Source organism: Comamonas endophytica (genome assembly GCF_023634805.2).
In the GTDB taxonomy this organism is placed as follows: domain Bacteria; phylum Pseudomonadota; class Gammaproteobacteria; order Burkholderiales; family Burkholderiaceae_C; genus Comamonas; species Comamonas endophytica.
The window spans coordinates 2,707,177-2,724,256 of sequence record NZ_CP106881.1; the positions used below are offsets into that span (position 1 = coordinate 2,707,177).

Annotated in this window: 14 protein-coding genes; 9 read left to right on the forward strand and 5 right to left on the reverse strand. The window is 66.8% G+C overall.

Translation table 11 applies throughout. The features are described 5' to 3' along the window. Window positions 1-21: 21 nt before the first annotated feature. Entirely contained in the window at window positions 22-324 is a 303-nt protein-coding gene (locus M9799_RS12295; protein ID WP_231041964.1) for an urease subunit gamma, read from the reverse strand. A gap of 79 nt (window positions 325-403) precedes the next feature. On the opposite strand from M9799_RS12295, the gene M9799_RS12300 reads away from it, so the two are divergent. From M9799_RS12300 to M9799_RS12310, 3 genes are all read left to right on the forward strand, one after another. After that, the gene (locus M9799_RS12300; RefSeq protein ID WP_231041965.1) at window positions 404-3,892 is read left to right on the forward strand and encodes a hybrid sensor histidine kinase/response regulator; all 3,489 of its coding nucleotides are present in this window, start codon (window positions 404-406) and stop codon (window positions 3,890-3,892) included. Further along, window positions 3,889-4,857 carry a response regulator gene (locus M9799_RS12305; protein ID WP_422688503.1) on the forward strand — a complete coding sequence of 323 codons (969 nt, stop codon included), beginning with the start codon at window positions 3,889-3,891 and terminating at the stop codon, window positions 4,855-4,857. The genes M9799_RS12300 and M9799_RS12305 overlap by 4 nt, the downstream gene beginning before the upstream one ends. Before the next feature lie 71 nt (window positions 4,858-4,928). Then, window positions 4,929-5,456: an ankyrin repeat domain-containing protein gene (locus M9799_RS12310; RefSeq protein ID WP_231041967.1), complete on the forward strand. Its 528-nt coding sequence runs from the start codon at window positions 4,929-4,931 to the stop codon at window positions 5,454-5,456. Between the two features lie 126 nt (window positions 5,457-5,582). Here M9799_RS12310 and M9799_RS12315 read toward each other — a convergent pair whose 3' ends face one another. After that, on the reverse strand, window positions 5,583-6,428 hold the full coding sequence (locus M9799_RS12315) for an ATP-binding cassette domain-containing protein (RefSeq protein ID WP_231041968.1): 846 nt from the start codon (window positions 6,426-6,428) through the stop codon (window positions 5,583-5,585). Window positions 6,429-7,204: 776 nt separating this feature from the next. On the opposite strand from M9799_RS12315, the gene urtA reads away from it, so the two are divergent. From urtA to urtE, 5 genes are all read left to right on the forward strand, one after another. Continuing rightward, on the forward strand, window positions 7,205-8,473 hold the full coding sequence (urtA, locus tag M9799_RS12320; protein ID WP_231041969.1) for an urea ABC transporter substrate-binding protein: 1,269 nt from the start codon (window positions 7,205-7,207) through the stop codon (window positions 8,471-8,473). Window positions 8,474-8,568: 95 nt separating this feature from the next. Further along, the gene (urtB, locus tag M9799_RS12325) at window positions 8,569-10,164 is read left to right on the forward strand and encodes an urea ABC transporter permease subunit UrtB (RefSeq protein WP_231041970.1); all 1,596 of its coding nucleotides are present in this window, start codon (window positions 8,569-8,571) and stop codon (window positions 10,162-10,164) included. 2 nt (window positions 10,165-10,166) lie between these two features. Next, complete coding sequence (urtC, locus tag M9799_RS12330; protein ID WP_231041971.1) at window positions 10,167-11,315, forward strand: urea ABC transporter permease subunit UrtC; 1,149 nt, start codon at window positions 10,167-10,169, stop codon at window positions 11,313-11,315. Beyond that, window positions 11,312-12,190 carry an urea ABC transporter ATP-binding protein UrtD gene (gene urtD, locus M9799_RS12335; RefSeq protein WP_231041972.1) on the forward strand — a complete coding sequence of 293 codons (879 nt, stop codon included), beginning with the start codon at window positions 11,312-11,314 and terminating at the stop codon, window positions 12,188-12,190. Before urtC ends, urtD begins: the two co-directional genes overlap by 4 nt. Window positions 12,191-12,195: 5 nt before the next feature. Beyond that, on the forward strand, window positions 12,196-12,888 hold the full coding sequence (gene urtE / locus M9799_RS12340; RefSeq protein ID WP_231041973.1) for an urea ABC transporter ATP-binding subunit UrtE: 693 nt from the start codon (window positions 12,196-12,198) through the stop codon (window positions 12,886-12,888). 853 nt (window positions 12,889-13,741) lie between these two features. On the opposite strand, the gene M9799_RS12345 is transcribed toward urtE, so the two are convergent. After that, window positions 13,742-14,800 carry a 6-phosphofructokinase gene (locus M9799_RS12345; RefSeq protein WP_231042170.1) on the reverse strand — a complete coding sequence of 353 codons (1,059 nt, stop codon included), beginning with the start codon at window positions 14,798-14,800 and terminating at the stop codon, window positions 13,742-13,744. 319 nt (window positions 14,801-15,119) lie between these two features. Here M9799_RS12345 and M9799_RS12350 point away from each other — a divergent pair, with 319 nt between their 5' ends. Next, window positions 15,120-15,626, forward strand: coding sequence for a hypothetical protein (locus M9799_RS12350; protein ID WP_231041974.1), 507 nt, complete (start codon window positions 15,120-15,122; stop codon window positions 15,624-15,626). A gap of 12 nt (window positions 15,627-15,638) precedes the next feature. On the opposite strand, the gene M9799_RS12355 is transcribed toward M9799_RS12350, so the two are convergent. Further along, entirely contained in the window at window positions 15,639-16,469 is an 831-nt protein-coding gene (locus M9799_RS12355) for an urease accessory protein UreD (protein ID WP_231041975.1), read from the reverse strand. Between the two features lie 63 nt (window positions 16,470-16,532). After that, window positions 16,533-17,063 carry a nucleoside deaminase gene (locus M9799_RS12360; protein ID WP_318530281.1) on the reverse strand — a complete coding sequence of 177 codons (531 nt, stop codon included), beginning with the start codon at window positions 17,061-17,063 and terminating at the stop codon, window positions 16,533-16,535. Between the last annotated feature and the right edge of the window lie 17 nt (window positions 17,064-17,080).

Sequence of the window (17,080 nt, forward strand, 5' to 3'; positions counted from 1 at the left end):
CGATGGCAAGGAAAAAGGGGTTCAGACGATGGGGTCGTGCACGGTCACCAGCTTGGTGCCGTCCGGGAAGGTGGCTTCGATCTGGATATCGGGAATCATCTCGGCGATGCCCTCCATCACGTCGGAGCGCGTGAGCACCGTGCGGCCTTCGCTCATCAGCTGCGCCACGGTCTTGCCGTCGCGCGCGCCTTCCATCACGGCCGCGCTGATCAGCGCCACGGCTTCCGGGTAGTTGAGCTTCAGGCCCCGGGCCTTGCGCCGCTCGGCCAGCAGGGCGGCGGTGAACAGGAGCAGCTTGTCTTTTTCGCGCGGAGTGAGTTCCATGGCGCATTTGCAGCAAGGTGCGTGCCATGTGGCTGCCAAGCCGCGACATGGCACAGAAGCTGCACGCGGATCTGCCGCCATGGAACATTCCCTTCGCGTCGAGCGCAACCCCGAGACCGAACATGCGCCCGCGCAGCAGCGCGTGGTGAAGGTGCGGCGCGACTACAACCGTTGGGTTGCCACCGAGACGCTCGAGGACTATGCGCTGCGCTACACGCCGCAGCGCGCGCGCCGCTGGTCGGAGTGGGGCGTGGCGCATACCGCGTTCGGCGCGGCCTCGTTCCTGGTGCTGGAAGCCGTGGGCGCGACGCTGCTGGTGCAGTACGGCTTTCTCAATGCCTTCTGGGCCATCGTCTGCACGGGACTGATCATCTTTGCCGCGGGCCTGCCGATCAGCGTCTACGCGGCGCGCCATGGCGTGGACATGGACCTGCTGACGCGCGGCGCGGGCTTTGGCTACATCGGCTCGAGCATCACCTCGCTGATCTACGCCAGCTTCACCTTCATTTTCTTTGCGCTCGAGGCTGCGGTGATGGCCTATGCGCTGGAGCTGGCACTGGACATTCCGCCGCGCTGGGGCTATCTGATCTGCGCGCTGGTGGTGATTCCGCTCGTCACGCATGGGGTGTCGGCCATCAGCCGCCTGCAGGTGTGGACACAGCCGCTGTGGCTGCTGATGCTGGTCGTGCCCTTCGTGTTCGTGCTCATGCACCAGCCTGGGGTGTTTTCCGAGGTGATGCACTATCCCGGTGCGAGCGAGGGCCGGATGGCCGGCTTCAGTCTGCCTCTGTTTGGTGCGGGGCTCACGGTGGGCATCGCGCTGATCACGCAGATGGGCGAGCAGGCCGATTACCTGCGCTTCATGCCGGTGCGCACGCGCGCCAACCGCTGGCGCTGGTGGGGCGCGGTGCTGCTGGGCGGGCCGGGCTGGGTGCTGCTGGGGGTGGCGAAGATGCTGGGCGGGGCGCTGCTGGCCTATCTCGCGATCTCGCAGGCGGTGCCGCCCGACCATGCGGTGGATCCGAACCAGATGTACCTGGCGGCGTACAACTATGTGTTCCCGGACTATGGCTGGGCGGTGGCGGCGACGGCGCTGTTCGTCGTGCTGTCGCAGCTGAAGATCAATGTGACCAATGCCTATGCGGGGTCGCTGGCCTGGAGCAATTTCTTCTCGCGCATCACGCACAGCCATCCCGGCCGCGTGGTGTGGGTGGTTTTCAACACGCTGATCGCCTTCATGCTGATGGAGATGAACGTATTCCGCGCGCTGGGCGAGGTGCTGGGGCTGTACTCCAATCTGGCGATTGCCTGGATCATGGCGGTGGTGGCGGATCTGGTGATCAACAAGCCGCTGGGTTGGTCGCCGCGCGGCATCGAGTTCAAGCGCGCGCGGCTCTACGACATCAACCCGGTGGGCGTGGGCGCGATGGCGCTGTCGTCGCTGCTGTCGGTGGCGGCGCACCTGGGCGCCTTCGGGCCATTGGCGCAGGCCTTCTCGGCGGTGATCGCCATGGGCGTGGCGCTGGTCGCTTCACCCTTGCTTGCCTGGTGGACGCGCGGGCGCTATTACCTGGTGCCCACGCCCGCGGCGCCGGCCTGCGCCGCGGGGCAACCGCTGCGGCTGCAGCGCTGCGTGGTCTGCGAGCGGGAATACGAGGCGCCCGACATGGTGCACTGCCCGGCCTACCAGGGCGGCATCTGCTCGCTGTGCTGCACGCTCGATGCGCGCTGCGGCGATATGTGCCGGCCCCAGGCGCACCTGGCCGTGCAGTGGCGCGTGCTGCTGCGCCGGCTGCTGCCGCAGCGCATGTGGCGGCTGCTGGACAAGGGGCTGCTGCACTACGTGCTGCTGATGCTGCTGATCGTGCCCACGCTCGCGGCCGTGACCGGGCTGCTCTATCTGCTGGAATTGCAGACGCTGGGGCGCAGCCTGCCGGCGAATGCGCTGCCCGGGGCCGAGGCGGTGCTGCAGGGCGTGCTGCTGAAAGTCGGCGTGGGCCTGCTGCTGGTCTCGGGCGTCGTCGCCTGGTGGCTGGTGCTGGCGCAGCACAGCCGCAAGGTGGCGCAGCAGGAGTCGAACCGCCAGACCGGGCTGCTGGTGCGCGAGATCGCGCTGCACCGCGCCACCGACGGCCAGCTGCAGCAGGCGCGGCGCGCCGCCGAGGATGCGCGCACCGTGGCCGAAGACGCGCGCCGCGCGGCCGATCTCGCCAACCAGGCCAAGAGCCGCTATATCAGCGCCATCAGCCACGAGCTGCGCACGCCGCTCAACAGCATCCTGGGCTATGCGCAGCTGATGGGCGAGGACGCCGACGTGCCGCCGCACCGGCGCCAGGCGGTGGCGGTGATACGGCGCGGCGGCGAGCATCTGCTGTCGCTGATCGAGGGCACGCTGGATATCGCGCGCATCGAGTCAGGCAAGCTGGCGCTGCAGGTGCAGCCGATGCAGTTCGCCGCGGGCCTGCGCGAGATGGCCGGCATGTTCGAGCTGCAGGCCGCGGCCAAGGGCCTGGCCTTCCATTACGAACCCGAGGGCCAGCTGCCCGAATGGGTGCGCGCCGATGAAAAGCGCCTGCGCCAGATCCTGTTCAATCTGCTGGGCAACGCGATCAAGTTCACCGTGCGCGGCTCGGTCACGCTGCGCGTGCGCCACAGCCGGCAGATGGCGCATGTATCGGTGATCGATACCGGCCCGGGCCTGAGCGCCGACGAGCAGGCGCAGATCTTCGAGCCCTTTGCGCGCGGCTCGGGCGCGCATTCCAGCGCAGGCGCGGGCCTGGGGCTGACCATGGCCAAGATGCTGACCGAGCTGATGGGCGGCGCGCTCAGCGTGCGCAGCCAGGCGGGGCAGGGCGCGGCCTTCGAGATCCGCCTGTTCCTGCCATCGCTGGAGCGCGGGCCGGCGGCGCTGCCCGTGGCGCCGCGCCCCGTGGGTTATCTGGGCGCGACGCGCCGGCTGCTGGTGGTGGACAACGAGGAGGCCGACCGCGAGCTGCTGGCGCAGCTGCTGGTGCCGCTGGGCTTCGCGCTGCAGCACGCGGCCAACGGCGCCGAGGCGCTGGCGCTGCTGGCCGCGGGCTATCGGCCCGATGCCATCTTCATGGACCTGGCGATGCCCGGCATGGACGGCTGGGAATGCCTGCGCCAGGTGCGCGAGATGCCGCTGGGCGAGGTCGCCTGCGCGATCGTCTCGGCCAACGCCTTCGACCGCGAGATGCCCAATGACGTGGGCATCCGGCCGCAGGACTTTCTGGTCAAGCCGGTCCGCCACAGCGAGCTGCTGCAGTGGCTGGAAGACCGGCTGGAGCTGGTCTGGCGCACTGCGCCCGCAGCCGCACCCGTTGCGCCAGTGCAGACAGCAGCCGGACTCGAAGGCGTACCCGAGGCAGCGCTCACTGCGCTGCGCCAGTCGCTGGACTGGGGCTATATGCGCGGCGTGGCGCAGGCTTTGACGCAGCTGGCGCAGGACCACCCGCAGGCCGCGCCCGTCTGGCAACGGATGCAGGCGCAGGCGCAGCAATTCCAGTTCGAGGCGATTACAGCGCAATTGAAAGACAAGGCCCGATGATGGATTTCTCCCCCTCGCCCGCGCGCGGCGCCAGCCTGGTGCTGATCGTCGACGACGTGCCCGACAACCTGGCAATGCTGCATGACGCGCTCGACGCGGCGGGCTATATCGTGCTGGTCGCCACCAGCGGCGAGGCGGCGCTGGCGCGCGCCGCGCAGGCCCGGCCCGATATCGTGCTGCTCGACGCGCTGATGCCCGGCATGGACGGCTTCGAGGTCGCGCGCCGGCTCAAGGCCGATGCGCAGACGGCCCAGATTCCCATCGTCTTCATGACGGGGCTCACAGAAACCGAGCATCTGATTGCCGCGCTGGCGGCGGGGGGCGTCGACTATGTGACCAAGCCGATCAAGCCCGCCGAGGTGCTGGCGCGCATGGGCGTGCACCTGGGCACGGCGCGGCGCGCGCAGGCCCAGCAGCAGCAGGCCGTGCAGGCGCGCAGCGCGCTCGATGCGTTTGGCTATGCCAGCCTCACGGTGCGCGTCGCCGACGGCCGCGTGCTGTGGCAGACCCCGCTGGCGCGCGAACTGCTGCGCCGCCACCTGGGAATCGAGGGGTTGCGCGCCATGCTTCCCGATGACATCACCGCCTGGATACAGCGCCAGCAGCCGACGCTTGCGCTGCAGCCCGAGCCGCCGCGCTGGACTTTCAATCATGGGCACGGCCCGGTCGTGCTGCGCCTGCACCCGCCATCGCCCGAGGCCGACGAGGGCGAGCTGCTGCTGGTCATGCGCGAGGAGTCCGATCTCGCGGCGCGCGAGACGCTGCGCCTGGCCTTCGGCATCACCGCCAAGGAAGCCGAGGTGCTGTATTGGCTGGCGCAGGGCAAGATCAATCGCGACATCGCCGATATCGTCGGCAGCAGCCCGGCGACGGTGAAAAAGCACCTGGAGCGCATCTTCGCCAAGCTGGGGGTGGAGACGCGCACCGCGGCGGCGGCGATGGCGATGGCACGGCTGCCAGGGTGATCGGAATTGGCAATCCAAGACATCCAGATTTCCTACCCACGGCCGCTGCCGTCCTGCCTACACTGGTCGGCATGACGCAGCAAAACTCCTCCTCCCCCTCCGAGCCCGCAGGCCTTGGCGACGACACATTGGCCTTTGCCGACAAGGTATTCGACGCCGCACGCAACGGCGACACCGCAAGCCTGGCGCAATGGCTGGCCGCGGGCCTGGCGCCCGATCTGCGCAACGCCCAGGGCGACAGCCTGCTGATGCTCGCCAGCTACCACGGCCATGCACAGGCGGCCGCGCTGCTGCTCGAGCATGGCGCCGATGCGGCGCTGGTCAACCTGCGCGGCCTGTCCCCGCTGGCCGGCGCGGCCTTCAAGGGCGATCCAGCGATGGCCGAGCTGCTTCTGAGCCACGGCGCGGATGTCGACAGTCCTGCGCCCGATGGCCGCACGCCGCTGATGTTTGCGGCGATGTTCAACCAGGTGGAAATCATGCAGCTGCTGATCGCGCGCGGCGCCCGCACCGATGCGCGCGACGCCCGGGGTGCGACGCCGCTGGACTGCGCGCTGGCGATGGGGGCGCAGGAGGCGGCGGGGTTTTTAAGGGGGTAGGCAAGCGTTTTTGGCTTGGAGCGCAGGACCTTCATCCTTCGACGGGGCCGCCAAGGTAGGCTCAGGACGAACGGAGTTTTAACCGTTCGTCCTGAGCCTGTCGAAGGATGGACGGCCAGCCCTCCATCACACCCCCGGCCTTAGATGCCGCACCTCAATAACCACCATCCGCCGAGACGCCTCCTCCAGCACCCGATCGATTCGTTCGCAATTCCCCTCATCCAGATTCGCATCCCATTCATCCAGCATCAGCAATCCCGGCGCCAGCGAAAGCGCGTTTTCGATTTCCTTGATGCGCCCCTGTCCCGTCGAAAGCCCGCTGGAGGAATCAAGAAAATGAATCTCCGGAGTCAGCAGCAGCGAATCAGGCACCAGGTCCTTGATGATTTTCAACAGGGTGGACTTGCCTGAACCATTGGCTCCCGTGACGCTGAATCGCCCGCAAGCAAGTTCGTTGCCCTGCAACGCAACGATGAGTTCACCGGGCTGCCATTGCGTTTCCTTCTCGTGAATGGAAATGCCCTGCAATGGCGTCCCATGCATCTCGTATCTCTCCAATGCCGAGAAAAAACCATCGAGATTGCGCAGCCTGGCCCGCACCAGAAAGAACTGGCTCAGATGGATGCTCAGCGAATGCACATTGCCAAACACCTGCAGGCTGCGCGGCAGCATCGCGACGAGGGCCCCGGCCAAGGACGCCGTGAAAATTTCGGCGAACTGCAGCAGGCCCAGCAAGGCCAGCGTTGAAATCACAATCGGGCAACAGGCCACCATCTGCTCCAGCAGCACATGGCGGTTGACCTGCGAAAAATAGCGCTGCAGCTTGGCATCCAGCCTGCCAAACCCCGCCGCGCGCATCTTGGGGCTGCCAAACATTGCCGCGTTCCAGGTGGGCTCCAGGCAAAGCAGCGCCTTCAGCCGCCGCTGCTGCATCTCGCCGGCCGTGCCTTCGATCCTGCGGCGCAGCGCCATGGCAGGCATGCGCGATGGTCGACTGCGCCTCGCCGGCCAGCCATTGGGCAATGGATTTCTTGTTGTTCTGCGATGCGTATTGCCTGCTTGTCGTGCAGATGGAAAGCAGGTGGGTTGAATATTCCTGCCAGATTTGATTAGCCGCGCGGGTGGTGAAGGAAGTCGCCATCGAGCTGGCGATGTAGCCCAGAAGTGCGTAGATGAAGAACAGCGAGATGTGATTCAGTACGTGATCGATCTCTCCTTCGGACAGGGCGGCACCGGCCTGGGCTATGTAGTAGGTGGAGAGGGCCAGGAGCAATTGCTGAGTCAGGGTGAGGCCCAGGGCGCAGAGGAAGCGCGGGTTGCGAAATACCATCGACCTGAATACTGAACCGGTGGGGGAGGTGGGGCATGCCGGAGGAGGGCGTGTTCTTCTAAAGTGGCAAAGCGGTGCCGTAGGGGCGGCTCGTTGTACTTTTTGACGACAGGCCGTCCATCCTTCGATCCTTCGACAAGCTCAGGATCAGGACGAACGGTTGCTGAGGCCTGCGCCAGCTGCAGGCGTCTGCTCGGGGCAAGCGGCAAAAAACCGTTCGCCCTGAGCTTGCCTGGGCGGCCCCGTCGAAGGGTGAACGGCCTGCGCAATAGTGCTCCTGCAGCGCATCCTCCCGCCCCTCATACGCCATCCGGCGTATATCCCAAACCCCCTCCCATCCATAGCATTGTCCCCAAGGTGCTGACCAAAGCCGAGGGCATTTGCAGCACCTGCCCAACCACCCCAGGAGCCGCTGACCATGCACCGTCGTTTCACCCTTCAATCCCTGGCTGCCGCGGCAGCGATCGCTGGTCTCGGCCTGGGCGCCATGCCGGCGTGGGCCGCGGACACCATCAAGGTGGGCGTGCTGCACAGCCTGTCGGGCACCATGGCGATCTCGGAAACCGTGCTCAAGGACACGGTGCTGATGGCCATCGACGAGATCAATGCGTCGGGCGGCGTGCTGGGCAAGAAGCTCGAGCCGGTCGTCGTCGACCCCGCCTCGAACTGGCCGCTGTTCGCCGAGAAGGCCAAGCAGCTGCTGGGCCAGGACAAGGTCTCCGTGATCTTCGGCGGCTGGACCAGCGTGAGCCGCAAGTCGGTGCTGCCCGTCGTCGAGGAAATGAACGGCCTGCTGTTCTACCCCGTGCAGTACGAGGGCGAGGAGCTGTCGAAGAACGTGTTCTACACCGGCGCCGCGCCGAACCAGCAGGCCATTCCCGCGGTGGATTACCTGATGGGCAAGGACGGCGGCAGCGCCAAGCGCTGGGTGCTGCTGGGCACCGACTACGTGTACCCGCGCACCACCAACAAGATCCTGCGCGCCTACCTCAAGTCCAAGGGCGTGAAGGACAGCGACATCGACGAGAAGTACACGCCCTTCGGCCACAGCGACTACCAGACCATCGTCGCCGACATCAAGAAGTTCAGCCAGGGCGGCAAGACCGCCGTGGTCTCGACCATCAATGGCGACTCCAACGTGCCCTTCTACAAGGAACTGGGCAACGCCGGCCTGAAGGCCACCGATGTGCCCGTCGTCGCCTTCTCGGTGGGCGAGGAGGAGCTGCGCGGCGTGGACACCAAGCCGCTGGTCGGGCACCTGGCCGCCTGGAACTACTTCATGTCGATCAAGAACCCCGAGAACACGGCGTTCATCAAGAAGTGGAGCGACTACGCCAAGGCCAAGAACATCGCCGGCCACAAGGACCGTCCGCTGACCAACGACCCGATGGAAGCCACCTACATCGGCATCCACATGTGGAAGCAGGCCGTGGAGAAGGCCAAGAGCACCGACGTGGACAAGGTGATTGCCGCGATGGCCGGCCAGACCTTCAAGGCGCCGAGCGGCATCGTCAGCAAGATGGACGAGAAGAACCACCATCTGCACAAGAACGTGTTCATCGGCGAGATCAAGGCCGACGGCCAGTTCAATGTGGTGTGGAAGACGCCCGCGCCCGTGAAGGCCAAGCCGTGGAGCCCCTACATCCCCGGCAACGACAAGAAGAAAGACGAACCCGAGAAAAAGTGATCGGGTGAAACCCGGCCGCGGCACTGCGCTGCGGCCCCTCAATCGACGTGGCCTGCAGTGCAGGCCGCGCGTCTTTATCGGAAATCGCCACCACCATGCTTGGACACTTACTGACCACCGGCCTGCGCCGCGCCGCGCTGGCCTGCGCGCTGCTGGGCGCGACGGCCGCACAGGCGCTCACGCCCGATCAGGCGCTGGCCATGGCGCAGGGCGACTCGGAATCGCGCATTGCCGCCATCGCCGCCGCGCTGCAGCAACCCGACGCAAAACTGGACGCCTATCTGCGCGCCATGGCCGATGACGCCGTGGTGGTCGCCGAAGGCCGCGCGCTTGTCGTGCAAAGTGGCCAGGCCAGCGACCCCGTGACGGGCGCCTCCGCGGCGCTGCCCGAGGGCGCCGAAGAGGTCATGAACAACAACCGCATGCGCGGCGAGATTGCCGGCGCACTGGCCGCGCTCGATCTGTTTGCGCCCGACACCCTGCGCCGGCGCGAGGCCGCGCAGGCCATGCTCAAGCAGCCTTCGCCCGAACGCATTGCGCTGCTCGACCGCGCGCTGGCCGAGGAAAAGGACACGCTCACGCGCCAGTCGCTGGAGCTGGCGCGCTCGGCCGCGCTGCTGGGCAGCGAGGACCCGGCGCAGCGCCGCGAAGCCGCCGCCACCGTGGGCGAAAGCGCCTCGCCGCAGGCGCGCCTGCTGCTGCAGACGCAGTTGTCCGAAGAGAGCGACGCGACGGTGCAGGCGCAGCTGCGCCGCTCGCTCGCTCAGGTCGATGACCGCCTGGCCTGGGGCGAGCGCCTGGGCGTGGTGTTCACCGGCATCAGCCTGGGCTCGATCCTGCTGCTGGTGGCGCTGGGCCTGGCCATCACCTACGGCCTGATGGGCGTGATCAACATGGCGCATGGCGAGCTGATGATGATCGGCGCCTATGCCACCTATCTGGTGCAGAACCTGTTCCAGGCCTATTTCCCCGGCGCCTTCGACTGGTATCTGCTGGCGGCCGTGCCGCTGTCCTTCCTGGCCGCGGCCGCGGTGGGCGCGCTGATGGAGCGCACGGTGCTGCGTTTTCTCTACGGCCGTCCGCTGGAAACGCTGCTCGCCACCTGGGGCATCAGCCTGGTGCTGATGCAGACGGTGCGCTCCTTGTTCGGCGCGCAGAACGTCGGTGTGGAGAACCCCATCTGGATGAGCGGCGGCTGGCAGCTGTTGCCGAACCTGACGCTGCCGCTCAACCGCCTGGTGATCATCGTATTTGCCGCCGCGGTGCTGCTGGCGATGGCCTGGACCATCGGCCGCACCCGCCTGGGCCTCTTCGTGCGCGGCGTCACGCAGAACCGCGCCATGGCCGCCTGCGTGGGCGTGAACACGGCGCGCGTCGACACCATGGCCTTCGCGCTGGGATCGGGCGTCGCGGGCCTGGCGGGCTGCGCGCTCAGCCAGGTCGGCAACGTCGGCCCGGACCTGGGGCAGAGCTACATCGTCGATGCCTTCATGGTGGTGGTTCTGGGCGGCGTGGGCCAGTTGCTGGGCACCGTCTATGCGGCGCTGGGCCTGGGCATCCTGGGCAAGTTCCTCGAGGGCTGGACCGGTGCGGTGCTGGCCAAGATCGCGGTGCTGGTGTTCATCATTGTCTTCATCCAGAAGCGTCCTCAAGGCATTTTTGCAATGAAAGGCCGCAGCGCGGAGGCTTGAAAATGCAGTTGAATTCTTCCATTCCTCCCCTGGTGCTGCCGGCCCCGAAGCCACTGCTGTCCGGCCGCGGCTGGGCGGTGTTCCTGGTGGCGCTGGTCACCATCTGCGCCATCGCGCCGCTGCTCAATCTGTGGGTGCCGGCGGGCAGCGCCCTGCACCTGTCCGACTACGCGGTATCGCTGCTGGGCAAGATCATGTGCTATGCGATCTGCGCGCTGGCCATGGACCTGATCTGGGGCTACGCCGGCATCCTGAGCCTGGGCCATGGCCTGTTCTTCGCGCTCGGCGGCTACGTGATGGGCATGTACCTGATGCGCCAGATCGGCGCCGACGGCAACTCGGGCAGCGCGCTGCCGGACTTCATGGTGTTCCTCGACTGGAAGGAACTGCCCTGGCACTGGCAGCTCAGCGGCAGCTTCATCGCGACGCTGTTGCTGGTGCTGGCCGTGCCGGGCCTGGTGGCCTTCGTGTTCGGCTATTTCGCCTTCCGTTCGCGCATCAAGGGCGTGTACTTCTCGATCATCACGCAGGCGCTGACCTATGCTGCCATGCTGCTGTTCTTCCGCAACGAGACGGGCCTGGGCGGCAACAACGGCTTCACCGATTTCAAGCGGATTCTTGGCGTGGCGATCGCGACGCCGCAGATGCGCATGTTCCTGTTCGTGCTCACCGGCTGCGTGCTGCTGGGCTGCTACCTGTTCGCGCGCTGGCTGGTGCAGAGCAAGTTCGGCCGCGTGCTGCAGGCCATCCGCGACGCCGAGACGCGCGTGATGTTCTCGGGCTACTCGCCGCTGCCCTACAAGCTCACGATCTGGTGCATCAGCGCCATGATGTGCGGCATCGCCGGCGCGCTCTATGTGCCGCAGGTGGGCATCATCAACCCGGGCGAGATGAGCACGGCGAACTCCATCGAGATGGCGGTGTGGGCCGCGGTGGGCGGGCGCGCCACGCTGATCGGGCCGATCGCCGGCGCCTTCATCGTCAACGGCGCCAAGAGCTGGCTCACGGTGAGCGCGCCCGAGTTCTGGCTGTATTTCCTCGGCGCGCTGTTCATCGGCGTGACATTGTTCCTGCCTCAAGGCGTGGTGGGACTGGTGCGGCAGCTGCGCGGCCTGCGCCGCTCCAAACCCGAAGCTGGAGAATTGCCATGACCCCCGATCAGATGGAAGCCGGCGCCGAGCGCCTGGCGGCTCTGGAAGCGCGCCGCGCGGCGCAGATCCCTGGCGACTCGGGCGGGCGCAGCGCGAGCTACGCGCGCGCGGCCGTGCCCGGCGAGGTCGATGTGACCCATGGCCGCATCCTGTACCTCGAAGACGTGCATGTGAGCTTCGACGGCTTCAAGGCCATCAACGGCCTGAACCTGGATATCGCGCCGGGCGAGCTGCGCTGCATCATCGGCCCGAACGGCGCGGGCAAGACGACGATGATGGACATCATCACCGGCAAGACGCGCCCCGACCGCGGCACGGTGTTCTTCGGCTCCACCATCGATCTGCTGCGCCACAACGAGCCGCAGATCGCGCAGCTGGGCATCGGCCGCAAGTTCCAGAAACCGACGGTCTTCGAGAACCTCACGGTGTTCGAGAACCTGGAGCTGGCGCTGAAGACCCACAAGGGCGTGCGCCACGCGATGTTCTTCCGCCTCGACAGCGCGCAGAAGGACCGCCTCGCCGAGGTGCTGCACACCATTCACCTGGCCGATGCGGTGACGCGCCTGGCCGGCGTGCTGAGCCACGGCCAGAAGCAGTGGCTCGAGATCGGCATGCTGCTGATGCAGGAGCCCAAGCTGCTGCTGCTCGACGAGCCCGTGGCCGGCATGACCGACGAGGAAACGGTGCGCACCGCCGAGCTGTTCCTGCGCCTGAAGGGCCGGCACTCGCTGATGGTGGTCGAACACGATATGTCCTTCATTGCCGCGATCTCCGAGAAGGTGACGGTGCTGTGCGACGGCGCGGTCCTGGCCGAGGGCCCCCTGGCCCAGGTGCAGGCCGACGAGCGCGTGGTCGAAGTCTATCTGGGGCGCTAAAAATCATGTTGAAAGTCCAGAACCTTCACCAGTACTACGGCGGCTCGCATATCCTGCGCGACGTGAGCCTGCAGGCCGAGCCCGGCCAGGTCACCGTGCTGCTCGGGCGCAACGGCGTGGGCAAGACCACGCTGCTCAAGAGCCTGATGGGCCGCGTGCCGATACGCAGCGGCTCCATCGAGTGGCAGGGCCGCCGGATCGCCGGCCTCACGCCCTACGAGCGCGCGCGCGCCGGCATCGGCTTCGTGCCCCAGGGGCGCGAGATCTTCCCGCGCCTGACGGTGCAGGAGAATCTGCGCATGGGGTTGGCGTATTGCAGCGCGAAGGCGCCGATTCCCGACGATCTGTTTGTCTTGTTTCCGGTGCTCGAGCAGATGCTGCAGCGGCGGGGCGGGGATCTGTCCGGTGGGCAGCAGCAGCAGCTGGCCATTGCACGTGCCTTGGCTCCTGGTCCGAAGCTGCTGATCCTCGACGAGCCCACTGAAGGGATCCAACCGAGCATCATCAAGGATATCGGGCGGGTGATCCGGATGCTGGCGCGGGAGAGGGGGATGGCGGTGCTGCTTTGTGAGCAGTATTACGATTTTGCGGAGGAGCTTGCCGATCAATATTTGGTGATGCAGCGCGGGGCTGTGATTGCGCAAGGTCCTGGTTCGGAAATGAAGGAGAAGGGGATTCGGGATCTGGTGGCGATTTAGGGTGGCTTAACGATCTTTGCTGCATGCCGTTGCCACGGGCAGGGGCCGGGTCTCGGCCCGGCAGCCGACTTCATTTTCTTGTACGCACAAGAAAACGAAGCAAAAGAAAGCGGCCCTACTGTCTGCGACCCTCCGCTGCGCTGCGGGCAACCTGCGCCGCACAAGTCCCGGGCTGCACCGCGGAACTCGCTACGCGGCTTCGCCGCTGCGCTCGGACAACCGCGGTGAGTCAGTTTACGAAGCAGGTGTGTCCTTCGGCACACCTGCCAGCCCGGGCCTCGCGCGTCGCAGGCGCAGCCAGAAGGGCGGGGCCGGGAGCGGGATAGCTTCTTTAGGGCTTTAAAGCCGTGTCACTCCATTGGAGGGTGGACGTCCATCCTTCGACGGGGCCGCCCAGGCAAGCTCAGGACGAACGGTTTACCAACGGTCATTGGACCCGCAAGGGCGCGTTAGAGATCACGTAAATATCTTTCACGTCCCAAGGAAGCTATTCCGGTATCCGGTATCCGGTGTCCGGTATTTGGGCCCCGGTCCCCGCCCATCTGGCTGCGCCTGCCGCGCACAGGGCCGGGGCTGGCCGGAGTGCCGAAGGACACGGAGGCTTCGTAATCTGACTCACCGCGGTTGTCCGAGCGGAGCGCTGTAAGCGCGTAGCGAGTTCCGCGGTGCAGCCCCGGACCGAGCACGGCAGGTTGCCCGGAGCGCAGCGAAGGGTCGCAGACAGCTGGGCCGCATTTCTTTGCCTCCTTTCTTGTTGCGAGACAAGAAAGGAGGTCGGCTGCCGGGCCGAAACCCGGCTCCTGCCCGCGGCAAAGGCATGACGCAAAAACCGTCAATGGCGGTCATGTCCCCATCAAACCGCCTCCCCCAGCGAAATTCCAATATCCCTCGCCATCACCAGCAGCCCGTTATCCAACCCAATGGTCCGCTGCACATTCGCCACGCGCGAAATCTCCACGCTCCCGATCTCTCCGCCCTGCAGCGTCACCATGCGCCCGAACTCCCCGCGGATCACCAACTGCGCCGCGTGGTGCCCGAAGCGCGTGGCCAGCACGCGATCAAAGGGCGTAGGGTCACCGCCGCGCTGCAGATGCCCCAGCACCGTCGTGCGCACCTCGCTCCTGAGATGCGGCTGCAGCCGCTCGCGCAGCACATGGCCCACGCCGCCCAGGCGCACCGGGTCGGGGCTGTGCGCCACATGCTCGCGCACCGTCTGGCTGGCACCGCTTTCCTTGGCGCCCTCGCCGATGCAGATGATGGTGTAACGCTGGCGCGCCTCGCGCGCGCGGCAGACGTCGATGATGGCCTGGAGGTCGTAGTCGATCTCGGGCAGCAGGATGATGTCGGCCGCGCCCGCAATGCCCGACTCGAGCGCCAGCCAGCCCGCATGGCGGCCCATGGTCTCGACGATCATCACGCGGTGGTGGCTCATGGCCGTGCTCTCGATGCGGCGCAGCCCCTCGGTGACGGTGGCCACGGCGGTGTCGAAGCCGAAGCTGCGATCGCAGTTGGCGATGTCGTTGTCGATGGTCTTGGGCACGCCCACGCAGCGCAATCCCACTTGCTCCAGGCCATGCGCCAGGCTCATGGTGCCGTCGCCGCCGATCGCCACGACCACATCCAGGCCCAGGCGCCGGATGTTCTCGCCGGTCTGCGCCAGCGTGGCCGCGTCGCGCAGCGGGTTGGCGCTGTTGCTGGTGCCGAGAATGGTGCCGCCCTGGTGCAGGATGCCCGACACCTCGTCCCAGGCCAGCGCCTTGACGCGCGGGTTCTCGCCCATCAGGCCTTCGAAGCCGTCGGCGATGCCCAGCACCTCGGCATGGCCGTGGTGGATCAATGATTTGGTCACGGCGCGGATCACCGCATTGAGGCCGGGACAGTCGCCGCCGCCGGTCAGCAGGGCGACGCGCATCTTGTGGGAGTGAGGGCGCATGGCAAATGGATGGGAAAGGAGCTGCATTCTCTCCCAGACGCTGCGTTTGTAACAGCGATGGGATTTTTCGGAACCCCCATGAACCCGTCGTTACATACGGGCATGGACTTCCGTGGTTCGCGGCTTTTTCCGACAGCAACAGGGAAGATTCCATGTGAGGCGAAAGCTTGCAGGCGCCTCCGCTGTATAGCGCAAGAGCGCCTGGCTGCAGTCAACGCTGTCTTAACGCAGTTTCAAGGAGCATGCGATGTTTGGCATTCAGAGATCAGCGCCCAGCATTGTCGATTTCGGTGGCCTGATGGATAAAGCAGAAGCGGTGGCGCTCAGAGGCGGCAGGCTCAGGGCCGCGCCGGTACGGCAATGTGAAACCCAGCGCCTGGGCTTGCTGAGGATTTCAGCCAGCGACATCAACCAGGCCACGCGCGGCGCCTTCCAGGCTGCGCTCGAGCTCTACCTGGGCCAGGACAGCGCCGCGCACGCGCTGCGGCTCGGCGGTGCAGTCACCAACAGCAGCCAGCCCCTGATGGCGGCGGAAATCCGCCAGGTGCTGGAGGTGGCGCACCGCATCAAGAAGCTCAATGGGGAAATCAGCCAGTTGAAGAAAACCCATATCGAGCAGCTGATCGCGCGCAATGCCGAGGATTCGCGGATCGTGCTGATGGCGCTGGACCAGGGCGCGCGCCGCGACGAGATGCTCCTGTCGAGCACAGCGCAGGCCCGGGTGGATGAGGCCAAGCGCCGGCTCGATGCCAAGTGCGCCGAGCTGAACAGCTACCTGCAAAGCCCCCGGGCAGGCGCCCATTGAGGCGCCGGGCGGCTACATGGACCAGATCCGCGGCGCGACCGCGGGCAGGCCCCAGAAATGCGCGCGCCACAGGTGCCAGACCTGCTGCCACAGCTGCATCACCGGCTCGACCAGAGGCGCGATGGCGCGCAGCACGAGTACCTGCTCCTGCGGGCTGGTCACGCCGCAGCGCGCGCCCAGCGGGTGGGCCTCGAGCAGCGCGCGCGTCAGCTCCAGTGCCGCGTCGCGGCGTTCGCGCGCCATTGGACTGCCGGTCACGAAGAACAGCGAAGCCAGGCAGCGCTGGCCGTCCAGGCCGAGCGGCCCGTCCATGAGCCAGGTATCGCCCGCGGCAATGCGGCCCTGCTCGAGCCACACGCCGGGCAGCGCCATGTGCTGGCTATAGCTGCCTGCGACAAAGGGCAGGCCTGCATGCGGCAAGCCCAGCGCGGTGACGTCCCACCCGATCAGCTCGGCGCCGGGCGCCAGCTGCAGTTCCAGCCGGTTGTGCGCCTCGCAGCCGCTGTAGGCAATGGTCTCCAGCGGCAGCCATTCCATGCGCGCCCCGGTTTCCAGCGTCAATTGCGTCTGCTGCACGGCTGAAGCGCCCTCGGCGCGATAAAAGCGCGTGGCGCCGGGCGTGGTCACCAGCGCATGCGCGCCAGCCGCCACATGCGCGCGGATGTCCAGCGTATCGCCTCCCACCAGGCCGCCCGGCGGATGCACCAGCACGTTGTGGCAGACCGCGCCGCCCTCGGGGTAGAGGCTGCGCAGCACGCGCAGCGGCCCGTCGTGGCGGTGATGCACCACGCTGCGGCCGTGCGAGACGGCATAGTCCATTTCAAGTCTTGCAAGCCAGGCCATGCGGCGGATTCCAATGGATTCAGGGATATGCCTGCGCGCAGGTACGCCTGCCGCAGGCGAAGCTCAATGGCCCCAGTAGCCGGCATGCGCCTCGAGCGCTTCGTCGGTCAGCAGCGGACCGACGCAGGCAATGGGCTGGGGCGCGAGCGCCAGCAGCTCCACGGCGGCCACGCTGCTGCGAAAAGCGTCGATGCGCTGGCCGCAGAGCTGGCGCAGCCGGTCGTTGGAGATGCCGAAGACCACGCGCCGGATGCCGCTGCACAGGATCGCGCCGGCGCACATCATGCAGGGCTCGGCCGATGTATAGAGCGTGGCATGCGGCAGGCATTCGAGCTGCGCCGGGGTGCGCAGCTGGCGCAGCGCATTGATCTCGGGGTGGCCCGTGCAGTCGCCGCTTTCGCTGGTGTTGCAGTAGGCCTCGGCCAGCAGCAGCCCGTCCGAGGAGACGATCACCGCGCCGAACGGCCGGTTGCCGCGCGCGCGCGCCGTGGCCGCCCACTGGATCGCCAGCCGCAGCCAGTCTGTATCCCTGGCCTGCAATGCAGGCGCGGGCAGTGGTGCCCCGGAATGGGGGCCGTGGCTGGGCAGCGTCAAGTCGTGTCTCCCCGGAC